Origin of the sequence: Flavobacterium glycogeni, from assembly GCF_048286775.1 — a bacterium.
Lineage (GTDB): Bacteria > Bacteroidota > Bacteroidia > Flavobacteriales > Flavobacteriaceae > Flavobacterium.
In genome coordinates this window covers 97,193-111,260 of record NZ_JBLVPV010000013.1, presented here as the reverse complement: position 1 = coordinate 111,260, position 14,068 = coordinate 97,193, and the positions used below count along the sequence as shown (strand labels likewise).

Sequence of the window (14,068 nt, the reverse complement as noted above, 5' to 3'; positions counted from 1 at the left end):
AAACCACTTACGATAAAGAATATGAAAATAAAAAACAAGCACAAAAAAATAGCGTGCAAACACAAACGGCTTAAACACGCTATAGAGTCTAGTTCTATGACTGACTTAAAAACAAAAGTATAAAAAAAATATAGATTTATTTGGAAATCAACACAGAATCTATGTGGTTCAATTTTTAATACGTTTGACCTGCTCTTAACCTCTAAACCTCACTGTTTAAAAATTATAATGTTTTCTTTGTTTAATTCAATATTTACAGGGGCTTACAAAGTACTTTTGTAAGTTCAAATTTTAATAAAGAGATTGAAATATTTTTTGATATTAGTAACGGACAGTCATATTACAATAAATTGATTTTGATTATTGTCAGGTTGAGACTTATTTTTTTTTAAAAAAAAAGCAATATAAAATGACATTCAAACTGTCTGGCTGAGCAGAGCCTGCCCTGAGTTCATCCTGAGTTTTTATAGAAGGCTCGAAGGGTCGAACCATCTTTCGCTAAAAAAGTAAACCAAAAGGTCTTCAAAACAATTACTATGTCTCCCCAAAAGCTTCGGTGGTAATAATAGTCTAAATTCAGCCGCACTTTATCCGGAAAAATAACACTGTCGCTGTAAATCGCAGGGGATTCTTGTTTTTCTAACAGCTGTTCCTCCTTATTATATTTTAAAGAAGCCAAACTTGTTAATCCGGGTTTCAACTCTAATATTTTTCGGTTTTCTCCTTCTAACAAATCATAATAACCCGGCAAATCAGGTCTTGGACCTACTACACTCATCTCCCCTTTTAAAATATTGAAAAGTTGTGGCAACTCGTCTAATTTATAGTTCCGAAGTATTTTCCCAATTCTGGAAATACAAACTTCTTCTGAAAGCGATGAAACTTGCATGGTACGGAGTTTATATATTTTGAACTTTTTGCCATATTGACCAATACGCTCTTGGATGAAAATTCCATTAGTATGCGTATCGATAACTGCCACCAGCCAGGAAATTAACACAACCCAAAAAAACAAAAGGAGTATAAATAGGAAAAAAACAACATCAAAAACTCGCTTCACCATACCTTCGAAGTATTTAATTTCTAAAAAAAATCCGTTGCGTGTAAGTATTAGCCTGCCCTGAGTTTTAATAGAAGGGTCAGTTCGAGTATTTTTTTTAGCAAAAAACTTTCTATATAATTCTCTATCGAAAATCACTCGAACTCACGAAAATTTAGCATCAAAACTAAACCACTATGGACTTGAAGTCCATAAATTTGGTTTGGCAGACTTAAAGTCTGCAAGGTTAAAGCTTTTTAATTTGCCACAGATTAAAAAGATTCACACAGATTAATCAGTGATAATCCATTTAATCTGTGGCCAAACATTTTTTAGAAGCAAAAGCGAAATGCACTAAAGTGCATAGTTTTACCTATTTCTGTGACCAATAAATTATGAATTTCTTAGGACCATTTTACGAGTAACAAAATTTCGAACAAGTAAATAAATAATGGTAAGTAGTACTAAAAATCCACCCATAAAAAACAGCGTCAAATACCCTTTAACATCCATATAAATAACCAGTGCGTTTATTCCCAATTGGATTCCCGCATAAATAAACGCAACTAAAACATGGGAATATCCCATTTCATTGGCCAGATATTGATACAAATGAGAACGGTGCGATTCAAATATATTCTCTCTCTTTTTGATTCGGCTTATGATAGTTATGATAGCATCAATCCCATAAACGGAAAAGAAAAGAATGTACCCCAATTGCCCCAAATCAATAATAGTTTTTATCATAAAATAGCCTAAAAACAGTGCCATACTGATACTGCCCACATCTCCGGCAAATGTTTTGGCCTTTTTTCGAACATTAAATATTCCGAAAACAAAACAAGACAATCCCATCGTAATTAATAAGGGTAAACTGGCTTCGTGAATGGGTAAAAAAGAAAAACTGGCAATCGCGGTAAGTGCATATAAAACCGTTATCCCGTTAATACCATCCATGAAGTTAAAGGCATTCACCCAACCAGTCATTAATATAAATACTATAGGAAGTAACCAAAGGGATTCAGAAAACAAGTTTAAATCATAAAAAACCAAACCTACAGCTATAACATGAGATGCAAATCGTGGCAATTGAGGTAACGGTCGTATATCGTCTATAAAACTAACTGCGGCAACCAAAACAACTGCGACTGTTATTTCCCAGGAGATATATCCTAAAAAAAAAGCGATACTTATGGCTATTGGAAAAATTATCCCGCCTCCTCTTAAAGTTACAGCAGTATGAGAGGACCTGGAATTGGGTTTATCGATAATATTGTATTTATCTGCAATTTTGAAATAAAGAAGTTTGATAATCAGAAATAAAAAGGTCAGTACAATGTATTTCATGTTGCCGTTTGTTGTTCGTTAATTATTTGATTTGTAGAGCCCACAAAAATACTCTATTTTTTCAACACATAAAAACATAAAATATTTTTCTAAATCAATCCGATTTCGCACTGCTATATAACTGCATTATATTAAAATTTATGGTGGAGGCTAGCCAATGCCACTTCGAAAACTCACTATTAACTTTTCACATCCCACATCCCACAACCGATAACTCATAACTCATAACTCATAACCGTTACACCTTGTGCTTCAACAATCCTAAAAGATATTCTCCATAACCCGATTTTTTCAAAGGCTCGGCAAGATCTTTTAGTTGTTGGTCAGAAATAAAACCTTGTCTCCAGGCAATTTCTTCTATACAGCCTACTTTCAATCCTTGACGTTCTTCAATAACCTGTACAAATTGTCCCGCTTGCATTAAGCTGTTAAAAGTTCCGGTATCTAGCCAAGCGGTTCCTCTGCTTAAAATCCCCACTTTCAATGCTCCTTTTTCCAAATATACCTTATTCACATCGGTGATTTCGTATTCGCCTCTTGCACTGGGTTTGATATTTTTGGCAATTTCCACTACCGAATTATCATAGAAATAAAGTCCCGGTACCGCATAGTTGGATTTGGGTTCCAATGGTTTTTCTTCAATAGAAAGTGCTTTAAAATCGGCATCAAATTCCACAACACCGTATCGTTCTGGATCTGAAACATGATAAGCAAAAACAACGCCACCTTCCGGATTGGTATTGGATTGTAACAATTCATCCATGTTGGAACCAAAGAAAATATTATCCCCTAAAACCAGCGCCACACTGTCTTTTCCTATAAATTCTTCCCCAATGACAAAAGCTTGTGCCAATCCATTTGGAATGGCCTGCTCCGCATAACTGAATTGACAGCCTATTGCTGTCCCATCTCCCAACAATTTTTTGAAATTAGGTAAATCATGTGGAGTGGAAATAATTAATATTTCATGAATCCCTGCCATCATCAAAGTAGATAACGGATAATAAATCATGGGCTTATCATACACAGGCATCATTTGCTTACTCATAGCAAGCGTTAACGGATGCAAGCGGGTTCCTGAACCTCCAGCTAATATAATTCCTTTCATTTTTTTTGACTTTTTAACTTTCGACCTTTGACTTTCGACTTCTAACCTATCACCATTCATAACTTATAACTCATAACTTATACTCCATAACTCACTAACGATACTGTTTTTCGTAATACGAAGCATAAGCTCCGGAAGTGATATTATTCAACCACGTTTGATTTTCCAAATACCAGTTTACGGTTCTTTCTAACCCTTGTTCAAAAGTAACAGAAGGTTTCCATCCCAGTTCTTTATTAATCTTAGTCGCATCAATAGCATACCTTAAGTCATGTCCAGGACGGTCTTTTACATACGAAATCAATTGTTCCGATGTCCCGGCAATTCTTCCTAATTTTTCGTCCATTATTTTACACAGCAATTTCACCAAATCAATATTTTGCCATTCGTTAAAACCACCAATATTATAGGTGTCGTGGTTTTTACCTTCATGGAAGACTAAATCTATCGCTACGGCATGGTCTTCTACAAAAAGCCAGTCACGCGTATATTTCCCATCACCATAAACTGGCAAGGGTTTATTTTGAATGATATTATTGATAAACAATGGAATCAATTTTTCAGGAAAATGATACGGCCCGTAATTATTGGAACAATTAGTCAAAACATAAGGCAAACCGTAGGTTTCCCCATAAGCCCGAACAAAATGATCCGAACTGGCTTTAGAAGCGGAATAAGGCGAATTCGGATCATAAGCGGTAGTCTCCGTAAACAATCCTTCGGCACCTAAACTGCCATAAACCTCATCAGTACTGATATGGTAGAAACGTTTCCCTTCGTAATTCCCTTGCCAGATAGCCTTAGCCGCATTCAATAAATTCATGGTTCCAATCACATTTGTTTTCACAAACGATAACGGGTCGGTTATAGAACGATCCACATGTGACTCTGCAGCCAAATGCAAAACTCCGTCAAATTGATGTTCCGCAAACAATTGATCTATAAACGGCGCATCAACAATATCACCTTTGATAAAAGTATAATTCGGTGCTGCCTCTATATCTGCAACATTTTCGAGATTCCCGGCATACGTCAGCGCATCCAAATTAAAAATTTGATACTTCGGATATTTTTTTACAAAAAGCCGTACTACATGAGACCCAATAAAACCGGCACCACCGGTAATTAATATTTTTTTCATTTTTATTTCTATATTTTAATATTCGTCAGTTCGAGTGATTTTATAAAATAGCGACAGCATTTTTATAAAATTGTATCGAGAACTATTGAAAAACCTTAAACTTTAAACATTTTTGCAAACTTTCTTTGTAGCTCGGCACTATAACTCCAAAAGTGTTTTTTATCTTGCTTTTATCCAATAAAGAATATTGCGGACGCTTCGCAGGCGTTGGATAAGCCGACGATGGAATACCACTGATTTCACAGTCAAAACCGCCAATTTCTCGAATCGCCAGAGCAAACTCATACCAACTTATTTCCCCCTCATTAGAAAAATGATAAATACCGGCCTGCCAGTTATCATGTGTTAGTATTGTCATGATAGCCTGTGCCAAATCAGCAGCATAAGTCGGACTGCCTATTTGGTCATTAACCACATTCAGACTATCCCGCTCTTGCATCAATCGAGACATCGTTTTAACAAAATTGTTCCCAAAACTGGAATAAACCCAAGAAGTCCGGATAATAATTGAATTTGGATTCAGTTCCAAACAAGCTTTTTCTCCGGCTAATTTGGTTACCCCATAGACATTAATCGGATTAGGTTGGGCAGTTTCCGTTAAGGCAGTAGAAGCTGTACCGTCAAAAACATAATCGGTAGAAACATGTATCAATTTACAGTCATTGGCATGACTCCATTGAGCCAGTACCGCAACTGATTGATGATTCAATACATCCGACAATTCAAACTCCGATTCTGCTTTATCAACCGCGGTATGTGCCGCACAGTTGATAATAATTTGAGGATTAATTTTAGTTAAAGCAATTTCTAATCGCGCCAAATCACATAAATCCAATTCCTCCCTATCGGTAAAAACCCATTCAAACTGGCTATAGTCTTTTGACAAAACTTGCAATTCTGAACCCAATTGCCCTTTGGCACCTGTAATTAGTATTTTTTTCATTTATTTTTTAATCTTTCCATTTTCAAGCTTCACTTCTAACTTCTAACTTCTCATTCCTAACTCCTCACCTCTAACTCCTCACCTCTAACTTCTCACCATTCACGAATTAATACAAAAAACCAAACAACCATAATGGTATTTTGTTCTGAAAACCATACTCAATATCGTCGGCTGCGATGAAGGCGTTTTCAATACCTTCAATTTGTTTTCTGGATTTATCCTTTCCGCCTATTTCGAAAACATACTTCTCATTTATCAAAAAATCACCCTTGTCAGAATACATGATTTTATGGGTATACCCGAGCTGATTTGCGAAAAATGTTTCTCTTATATTTCCAGTATTAGCAGCCCTCGAAGTTAAAGCATACATCAAATTTGAGTTTTCCAAATACACTTTAAGCGGTTTCTGTAGTTTACTAATACCTCCCGACTGTTTAAACAAGTTAATAGTAAGACCAATTTCAGCCAAATAATGAAAATACAAAAGCAAAGTACTCCTAGCAATTCCAATTTTTTCACTCAATTTACTCACATTAGGAATAAAAGGTACCGATTCGGAAATAATAAGCAACAATTGCTTTATTTTATGAACATAAGCCAAATCCAAACCTCGCAACAAAGGCAACTCAATTTCAAGCATCATATTAATAACCGCTTCCAAACGAGGCATATACAAATCTAATTCTTCTTTATAAAAAGGGTAGTACCCCTGCTTGAGATAAGTATCAAAATATTGCAATGGTTTTACCTTGGCATTAATCAAAGCCGATTCTTTTGAGTGATTACTCAAAATAGACTCTAAAGTCAATTTATCAAAATGTTGTCCAGTTTCAATACTAAGATATTCACGAAACGAAAGCCCTTGCATGGTATAAGTAATAGCCCTGCGACTCAAATCAGCTCTAGCGTTCAATATTTGCAACAAAGAAGACCCTGTAAACACGACTTTTAACATCGGGTAATCATCATAGATATTTTTCAACTCCTGCGACCAGTTGTCATATCTATGTACCTCATCTAAGAAAAGATACTCACCTCCTTTTTTTACAAAATCATCCGCTAAATCGACCAGTGTGTTATTGCTAAACCAAATTGAATCCAAAGACACATACAATGTCTTATCTAACACCTTCGTCAGATTCATTTTAATATGCTGCAAGAGCATTGTTGTTTTCCCAACACCTCTTGCCCCTTTAACCCCTATTAATCTTGCGTTCCAATTAATATCACTCCCCAAACTCCTAACGAAATCCGTTGAAGTAAGACTTAATTTAAAACGAAATTTCTCAACTAACTCTTCCATATTGTTTTGTTTACAATACAAAAATACTTATTTTTGTTCGTCAGGCAATACAAAAAAGCTTTATTTTGTTCTATCAACAATACAAAATAATAAATTATTGTTCAATCTATCTAACAAAGCATGACTATTCAGGTTCGTTTTACCACTAAGAAATCAAATAATATTGCCGAAAAGTCTCAAAGACACAAAGAAAAATAACACTACGCTTTGCGTCTTTGCTCCTTTGCGAGAAAATAATACAAAATAAATTTTGCCTTTGAACTTAATCAGACATCATGATATAGAGTACAAAAAACACTTGAAAATTCATTATACACTATACAATATTCGAATTATTTTATACACCCCAATAGACAAACTCTAAAATCTAAATTCTAAATTCTGAAATCTAAAACTCCCAATCAACATCCTCAAAACTCGGCAACACCAAATCCTTTTCTGAAACGATTACTTCATTAGGGTCTAATTGCCAATCAATAGCTAAGGCCGGGTCATCATAACGAATCCCTCTTTCACTTTCCTTATGATACAATTGATCAACTTTATACAGTACAGAAGCAGTATCACTCAAAACCGAAAACCCATGGGCAAAACCATGAGGCACCATTAATTGTTTTTTATTGTCTGCACTCAAAACCACACTAAAATGCTGCCCGTAAGTAGGAGAATTTTTGCGTAAGTCAACAGCAACATCAAGTATCTCCCCTTCCAAAACCCGTACTAATTTGGCTTGTGCAAAAGGATTGATTTGCAAATGCAATCCTCTAATCACACCTCGCTTAGAGAATGACTGATTATCCTGTATAAAGGGATAGTCAATTCCATTTTCAAGAAATTTGGCTTGGTTGTAAGCCTCAAAAAAATACCCACGCGAATCCTCAAATACGGTGGGTTGTATGATTACTAAATCTTCTATAAATGTTTTTTCAATCGTCATATCGTAAATCTATTTAGTACCCGTTGGGTGTAATTATTAGCCTGCCCTGAGTTCATCCTGAGTTTTTATCGAAGGGTCGAAGGGTCAGTTCGTCCCGACACTTCGGGATTTTATATAATGAAATGTAATAAAAAATGCCCCGATAGCTATCGGGACGAGAACCTTTGTAATCCAGATGCTCTAGATTTTCGGTTCCCTTTAGGGTCGGGGTAAAACGAAAATCATCCTATTTAAAATTAAGTTCTAAATTTTCGGCTTCCGTCGAGGCGGATCGGGGTAAAATAAAAATTTTAATAAATTTAGATTTTAAACTATTTTTTAATTTCTCCCTTTAGGGCCGGGGTAAAAAATTAAAAAACTATTACAAATACACATCCCCAAAAGCGACAACCATTTCAGCGGCAACAGGCTTGATTTCTTGTTCACTGTCTTTAGGATAAATCAGCAATACTTTCCCATCATCGACCACAATGTAGTCTTTCAATCCCTTTATCACTGCTGCCTTCCCTTTAGGCAAATGAATAATGCAATTTTCAGTTGCTACAATATGTAAGTTCTCCACGCTCAAAGCATTATTTGAATCGTCTTTTTCAGAAACTTCGTGTAAGGAAACCCAAGTACCCAAATCCGACCAACCGATATCCGCAGGAATCGTATAGACATTAGTTGCCTTTTCTAAAATGGCGTAATCTATAGAAATATTAGGGCTTTTTGGATAATGTTCTGTTATAAATGCCGCTTCGGAGCTTGTGTTATAAACAACATCTCCTTGCATAAATAACGTGTGAATTTCAGGGGCGTATTTTTGAAAAGCATGCTGAATACTTTTGGCTCGCCAAATAAAAATTCCCGCATTCCACAAATAATCTCCACTCGCCACATAAGCTACAGCCTTTTCTAAAACAGGCTTCTCAAGGAAACACCCCACTTTATGAACGCCATCAACACCCTCTTTATGAAAATTGATATAACCATAACCCGTATCCGGTCGTGTTGGACTAATACCTAGGGTTACTAAGGCATCGTTTACTGCGGTATAATGTAAAGCTTGAGTAATTTTATCTAGAAATCCCGTTTCTTTTAAGATCAAATGATCCGAAGGCGCCACAACGATGTTGGCCTCAGGATTACTTTTCAATATTTTATAAGACGCATAAGCAATACAAGGCGCCGTATTATTGCGGCTCGGCTCCAGTAGAATGTTAGCTGTCGAAATCCCTGCCAACTGTTTTTGGATTAAACCCAAATACTGTTGATTGCTCAGAATATAAATATTTTCTAAGGGGCAAATTTTCGCAAAACGTTCGTAAGTGAGTTGCAAAAGAGACTTCCCTATTCCCAATATGTCAATAAACTGTTTCGGAAAATGGTTGCGACTCTTTGGCCAAAACCGACTGCCAACTCCACCTGCCATAATTAGGACATAGTTGTTACTTTTATTTTCTATCATACTTATTACCCAATGAGTGTATTTATTAAAAACGTCAGTTCGAGTGTTTTTTGTGGAGTAAAACGGAACAAAAAAAGTATCGAGAACCCGTTTTTAGCACTAATTTTCTTGTTCTCTATAAGGCTAAAAAAACCACTCGAACTGACGAAAATTTATCGTTAAAAACTAATTGCAACCTACGGGTTAATTCTTAATTCTATTCCCACTTATTATCCTTTATTTCCTCATATACTTTTTGAATACCTTCTTCTAAGGTAATTTTCGCTTTCCATCCCAATCCATTCAGTTTAGAAACATCCATCAATTTTCGCGGTGTTCCGTCTGGTTTTGTAATATCTGTCAAAATTTCTCCTTCAAAACCTACTGTTTTCTTTACTAATCGAGCTAAATCCAATATAGAAATATCATCGCCAATTCCAATATTTACCAATCCCGAATCATTATAATTTTCCATTAAGAACAAGCAAGCTTCCGCTAAATCATTGGCATGTAAAAATTCTCTTTTTGGGCTGCCCGTTCCCCAAATGGTTACGGATGTATCTCCATTGCGTTTCGCCATAATAAACTTGCGTAACATTGCCGGTAGTACATGAGAAGTAGTAAGATCATAATTGTCATTAGGTCCGTATAAATTCGTTGGCATTACGGAGATAAAATTACAACCGTATTGATCTCTATACCCATCGCACATTTTAATCCCTGCAATTTTAGCGATAGCATATGGTTCATTGGTTGGTTCTAATTCACCTGTAAGTAGATATTCTTCTTTTAGAGGCTGCGGAGCAAGCTTAGGATAAATACAAGACGATCCTAAAAACATCAATTTTTTAACTCCATTCACATATGCTTGATGAATCACATTATTCTGAATCATCAAATTCTCATAAATAAAATCCGCTCTATAAGTATTGTTAGCTATAATCCCCCCAACCTTCGCTGCTGCCAAAAATACATAATCCGGCTTTTCCTTTGTGAAAAAATCAGTCACTACCTGTTGATTACGTAAATCCAATTCAGCAGAAGTACGCAACAGGAAATTGCTAAATCCTTGCGCTTGCAAAGCCCGTAAAATGGCAGAACCTACCATTCCTCGGTGACCTGCAATGTATATTTTATCTTGTTTGTTCATTATATTTTAAAATATTGGCTATTGATTATTTCCTCATATTGTTGTTAAGAACTCGTCAGTTCGAGTGATTTTTGTACAATGAAATGGAACAAAAATTGTATCGAGAACTAGCCTGCCCCGAGTTCATCCTGAGTTTTTATCGAAGGACCGAAGGGTCAGTTCGAGTGATTTTTAGAAAATTGCGACAGCTATTTTCTAAAAATTGTATCGAGAACCGCTATTTATCAAAACTCTTTTTTGCTAAATTCACCAATGCATCAAAATCACCATTTATTAATGCTTCTTTTTTAGCTCTCGACCACTTTTTAATTTGTTTTTCGGTATCAATTGCCAAGTTAATATCTGTAAACTCACAATAAAAAACCAGTTGCAATGGTCTTCGACTAGAAGTGTAACTCTCCGGATAAAATCCCGTATGGTGTTTAAACATCCTACTTTCTAAATTGCTTGTAACACCTGTGTAATAGGTATTATCAGAACATTTTAAAATATAAACATAGGATTGTTTCATGTTTCCTTCATTTAAGTAGATTGTATCATTCCCTGCAGCCTGCTCTGAGTTTTTATCAAAGAACCTACTCGTCAGTTCGAGTGTTTTCTATACAATGCGACAGCAATTGTAGAGAAAATGTATCGAGAACCATTGTGTAATCAAAACTTCTCGATACATTTTTTAGCCTACTGCCTTCCGTCAAACCAGACAAATTTGTCTAGGCTAAAAAAACACTCGAAGAAACGTGCGAGTATATAAGACAGCCTACCCCCCGAGTTTTCATCAAAGAGCCTACTCGTCAGTTCGAGTGTTTTCTATGCAATGCGACAGCAATTGTAGAGAAAATGTATCGAGAACCGGCAGCTTTATTATTCAAAATTGTATCGAGAACCGAGGACTACTCAAACTGATTCTTAATAAAATACCCCGCCTCTTTCAACATTTTTTCTTTTTGAAAATGCTCCACATCTGAGGCCATCATTTCTTTGACCAACATAGGCAAATCATATTTGGGTTTCCATCCTAATTTGGTATTGGATTTGGTTGGATCACCAATTAATAAATCAACCTCTGTAGGACGGAAATAGGCAGCATCAACAGCCACCACTTCTTTCCCTATCTCAATTTGATAATCAGGATTAGAACAAGATACAACATACCCCTTTTCATCTACTCCTTCTCCTTTAAATTCAATTGTAACGCCCACTTCCTCGAATGACATACGCACAAAATCACGAACCGTAGTGGTTACACCCGTGGCAATTACATAATCTTCGGGTTGGTCTTGTTGCAAAATCAACCACATGGCTTCAACATAATCTTTAGCATGTCCCCAATCGCGTCGGGCATCTAAATTTCCTAAAAATAAATTATCCTGTAAACCCAAAGCCATTTTAGATACTGCTCTGGTAATTTTACGGGTTACAAAAGTTTCCCCGCGTAATGGGCTCTCATGATTGAATAAAATCCCATTACACGCAAACATTCCGTAAGCCTCTCTGTAATTGATCGTAATCCAGTAGGCATACATCTTGGCCACTGCATAAGGCGAACGAGGATAAAAAGGCGTAGTTTCAGATTGTGGCACAGCTTGAACCAAACCATACAACTCTGAAGTGGAAGCTTGATAAATTTTTGTTTTCTTCGTTAAATTCAAAATACGCATGGCTTCTAACAATCGTAGTGTACCAATACCATCCGCATTAGCGGTATATTCAGGGGTATCAAAACTTACTTTGACATGGCTCATCGCTCCCAAATTATAGATCTCATCAGGTTGTACTTCCTGAATGATACGAATCAAATTCGTAGAATCACTTAAATCCCCATAATGCAATTTGAAACGCACATTTTTCTCATGGGGGTCTTGGTACAAATGATCAATACGATCGGTGTTGAATAACGAGCTTCTGCGCTTAACTCCGTGAACTTCATATCCTTTTTTTAATAATAAATCAGCTAGATATGCACCATCTTGACCTGTAATTCCTGTTATAAGTGCTATTTTCATATTTTTTATTTTTATTTTTTTCTAAACGAAACAAATGTTTTTAATAATCCTTCCTTTGCCGTAACGGGCAACGATTTCCCAATTACCTCCACAATTTTTTGATTGCTCACCACATAATTCTCCGTTAGCTTTTGTAAACGTTCTGAATTTAAAGGCAAATGCAAAACATCTCCCAATTTGGCTACTCCTCTAATCCATGAAACTGGAATTGACCAAATACTACTTTTTTTATTCAAACTCACCTCCAACAATCTAATTAATTCATTTGTAGACAAAGGCTTATCATCCGCTACTTGATAAACACCCGAAGGAATCGAAACGTTTTCTAATAACTCTTTTATAACAAAACAAAGATTCTCGATACTCAAAAAAGAACGCTGATTCTCAAATGCGCCCAATGGCCAAGGCAAACCTTTAGCAACCAATTGGTATAACAAATTGAGATTCCCTTTGTTTTCTGGCCCATGAATCATACAGGGTCTTAGGATATAAACTCTTTTGCCTTCTGGTAATGCTGCACTCAAAATATATTTCTCCGCTTGTTGTTTGGCAATTCCATAATGCGTTTTGGGATTGGGTATTTCAGTTTCGTTCAATATTCCATTTACCTCATCAGCCACAGCTTTTACCGTACTCATAAAAATAAAAACAGATGCCTTTGACTGCAAAAAAAAGTCAAATAATTGCTTACTTAACTCAAAGTTAGCTTCGTAATAGTCAGCTGGTTTAGACACCTTTTTTAAATCGTGAGCCTTTCCCGCCAAATGAATAATAGCCCCTGCTTTTATCTCTAATTGTTGATTAGGCCGATATCGAACACTCATTGGTATAACTTCAAATGGAGGCTTCAAGTAATCTTGAAGATTTACACCAACAAAGCCTGAAACTCCGGTGATTAAAACGTGATTTTTTTCTTTCATTTCTTTAAAAATCCAATAATCTTCCAAAAAAATCGCATTTTAATCTTAAAAGGAGTAAACATTATTCCATTCATAATTAATGCCTTTTGGATTTCTTTGGTTATTAACTTATAGGAGGAAGAACCTGAACTACTCAAACCGCCAACAAGCATAGCTGTTGTTGTAATTCCAGAATACTTCCATGTAATATTATTTTTAAGAAAAAAACGAGTAATTAATTCATAATCCGCACCAATTTTAAAACCAAGATCATATTGTCCAAGTTTATTAAAAAGTTCTCTTTTGAAAAAAATTGACGGATGAGGAGGCATAAATCCAATTTTAAGTTTTTCAGGGCTCCAATATTTTGAAGAATATACCCTTATAACTTTTCGGTTTTCTCTGTGTTGCATAATATTGCCAACAGAAGCTTCAATACTATTTTGGGTATGAAAATTAGCTATTTCTTCAATTACGGTATCAGATTTAAAAGTGTCATCTGAGTTTAAAATTCCTATTATCTCTCCAGATGCCATAGCAATCCCTTTATTCATTGCATCATAAAGGCCTTTGTCTGGTTCCGAAATCCATTTCGAAATTTTATCCTGATGATTTTGAATAATTCCTAAAGTATTATCTTTCGAATTACCATCAATAATGATATATTCAATATTTTTATAAGTTTGGCTGGCAACTGAAAGAACTGTTTTTTCCATCGTGGTAGCACTATTATAGCAAACAGTTATTATGGATATTTTCATCGTTAAAC

General features: G+C 35.6%; 13 protein-coding genes. All 13 read right to left on the bottom strand.

Features of this window, described 5'->3' with window-relative positions:
* Positions 1 to 451: 451 nt before the first annotated feature.
* Entirely contained in the window at positions 452 to 1,063 is a 612-nt protein-coding gene (locus tag ACNQGX_RS12005; protein ID WP_417976536.1) for a sugar transferase, read from the bottom strand.
* Between the two features lie 369 nt (positions 1,064 to 1,432).
* Positions 1,433 to 2,386 (bottom strand): MraY family glycosyltransferase, encoded by a 954-nt coding sequence (locus ACNQGX_RS12000; RefSeq protein ID WP_417976534.1) that lies wholly within the window; start codon positions 2,384 to 2,386, stop codon positions 1,433 to 1,435.
* Positions 2,387 to 2,624: 238 nt separating this feature from the next.
* The gene (gene rfbA, locus ACNQGX_RS11995) at positions 2,625 to 3,494 is read right to left on the bottom strand and encodes a glucose-1-phosphate thymidylyltransferase RfbA (protein WP_417976532.1); all 870 of its coding nucleotides are present in this window, start codon (positions 3,492 to 3,494) and stop codon (positions 2,625 to 2,627) included.
* A gap of 94 nt (positions 3,495 to 3,588) precedes the next feature.
* Complete coding sequence (gene rfbB / locus ACNQGX_RS11990; RefSeq protein WP_417976530.1) at positions 3,589 to 4,635, bottom strand: dTDP-glucose 4,6-dehydratase; 1,047 nt, start codon at positions 4,633 to 4,635, stop codon at positions 3,589 to 3,591.
* An 82-nt stretch (positions 4,636 to 4,717) separates the two neighbouring features.
* Entirely contained in the window at positions 4,718 to 5,578 is an 861-nt protein-coding gene (gene rfbD / locus ACNQGX_RS11985) for a dTDP-4-dehydrorhamnose reductase (protein WP_417976528.1), read from the bottom strand.
* 106 nt (positions 5,579 to 5,684) lie between these two features.
* The gene (locus tag ACNQGX_RS11980; RefSeq protein ID WP_417976526.1) at positions 5,685 to 6,881 is read right to left on the bottom strand and encodes an ATP-binding protein; all 1,197 of its coding nucleotides are present in this window, start codon (positions 6,879 to 6,881) and stop codon (positions 5,685 to 5,687) included.
* Between the two features lie 388 nt (positions 6,882 to 7,269).
* Positions 7,270 to 7,818 (bottom strand): dTDP-4-dehydrorhamnose 3,5-epimerase, encoded by a 549-nt coding sequence (gene rfbC / locus ACNQGX_RS11975; protein ID WP_417976524.1) that lies wholly within the window; start codon positions 7,816 to 7,818, stop codon positions 7,270 to 7,272.
* A 361-nt stretch (positions 7,819 to 8,179) separates the two neighbouring features.
* Positions 8,180 to 9,268, bottom strand: a complete 1,089-nt coding sequence (locus ACNQGX_RS11970) for a mannose-1-phosphate guanylyltransferase (RefSeq protein WP_417976522.1) — start codon at positions 9,266 to 9,268, stop codon at positions 8,180 to 8,182.
* Between the two features lie 196 nt (positions 9,269 to 9,464).
* Entirely contained in the window at positions 9,465 to 10,397 is a 933-nt protein-coding gene (locus tag ACNQGX_RS11965; RefSeq protein ID WP_417976520.1) for a GDP-L-fucose synthase family protein, read from the bottom strand.
* A gap of 217 nt (positions 10,398 to 10,614) precedes the next feature.
* Positions 10,615 to 10,908 carry a GIY-YIG nuclease family protein gene (locus ACNQGX_RS11960; protein ID WP_417976518.1) on the bottom strand — a complete coding sequence of 98 codons (294 nt, stop codon included), beginning with the start codon at positions 10,906 to 10,908 and terminating at the stop codon, positions 10,615 to 10,617.
* Positions 10,909 to 11,287: 379 nt separating this feature from the next.
* The gene (gene gmd, locus ACNQGX_RS11955) at positions 11,288 to 12,400 is read right to left on the bottom strand and encodes a GDP-mannose 4,6-dehydratase (protein WP_417976516.1); all 1,113 of its coding nucleotides are present in this window, start codon (positions 12,398 to 12,400) and stop codon (positions 11,288 to 11,290) included.
* An 11-nt stretch (positions 12,401 to 12,411) separates the two neighbouring features.
* Positions 12,412 to 13,320 (bottom strand): NAD-dependent epimerase/dehydratase family protein, encoded by a 909-nt coding sequence (locus tag ACNQGX_RS11950; RefSeq protein WP_417976514.1) that lies wholly within the window; start codon positions 13,318 to 13,320, stop codon positions 12,412 to 12,414.
* On the bottom strand, positions 13,317 to 14,060 hold the full coding sequence (locus ACNQGX_RS11945) for a glycosyltransferase family 2 protein (protein WP_417976512.1): 744 nt from the start codon (positions 14,058 to 14,060) through the stop codon (positions 13,317 to 13,319). Before ACNQGX_RS11945 ends, ACNQGX_RS11950 begins: the two co-directional genes overlap by 4 nt.
* Positions 14,061 to 14,068 lie beyond the last annotated feature (8 nt).

What these genes read in the sequence shown, in the direction of transcription:
- ACNQGX_RS11965 (WP_417976520.1), bottom strand. Translation starts at nt 10,397, where the DNA reads ATGAACAAACAAGATAAAATATACATTGCAGGTCACCGAGGAATGGTA.
- ACNQGX_RS11950 (WP_417976514.1), bottom strand. Translation starts at nt 13,320, where the DNA reads ATGAAAGAAAAAAATCACGTTTTAATCACCGGAGTTTCAGGCTTTGTT.
- gmd (WP_417976516.1), bottom strand. Translation starts at nt 12,400, where the DNA reads ATGAAAATAGCACTTATAACAGGAATTACAGGTCAAGATGGTGCATAT.
- ACNQGX_RS11970 (WP_417976522.1), bottom strand. Translation starts at nt 9,268, where the DNA reads ATGATAGAAAATAAAAGTAACAACTATGTCCTAATTATGGCAGGTGGA.
- rfbC (WP_417976524.1), bottom strand. Translation starts at nt 7,818, where the DNA reads ATGACGATTGAAAAAACATTTATAGAAGATTTAGTAATCATACAACCC.
- rfbA (WP_417976532.1), bottom strand. Translation starts at nt 3,494, where the DNA reads ATGAAAGGAATTATATTAGCTGGAGGTTCAGGAACCCGCTTGCATCCG.
- ACNQGX_RS11945 (WP_417976512.1), bottom strand. Translation starts at nt 14,060, where the DNA reads ATGAAAATATCCATAATAACTGTTTGCTATAATAGTGCTACCACGATG.
- ACNQGX_RS11960 (WP_417976518.1), bottom strand. Translation starts at nt 10,908, where the DNA reads ATGAAACAATCCTATGTTTATATTTTAAAATGTTCTGATAATACCTAT.
- ACNQGX_RS12005 (WP_417976536.1), bottom strand. Translation starts at nt 1,063, where the DNA reads ATGGTGAAGCGAGTTTTTGATGTTGTTTTTTTCCTATTTATACTCCTT.
- ACNQGX_RS11980 (WP_417976526.1), bottom strand. Translation starts at nt 6,881, where the DNA reads ATGGAAGAGTTAGTTGAGAAATTTCGTTTTAAATTAAGTCTTACTTCA.
- rfbD (WP_417976528.1), bottom strand. Translation starts at nt 5,578, where the DNA reads ATGAAAAAAATACTAATTACAGGTGCCAAAGGGCAATTGGGTTCAGAA.
- rfbB (WP_417976530.1), bottom strand. Translation starts at nt 4,635, where the DNA reads ATGAAAAAAATATTAATTACCGGTGGTGCCGGTTTTATTGGGTCTCAT.
- ACNQGX_RS12000 (WP_417976534.1), bottom strand. Translation starts at nt 2,386, where the DNA reads ATGAAATACATTGTACTGACCTTTTTATTTCTGATTATCAAACTTCTT.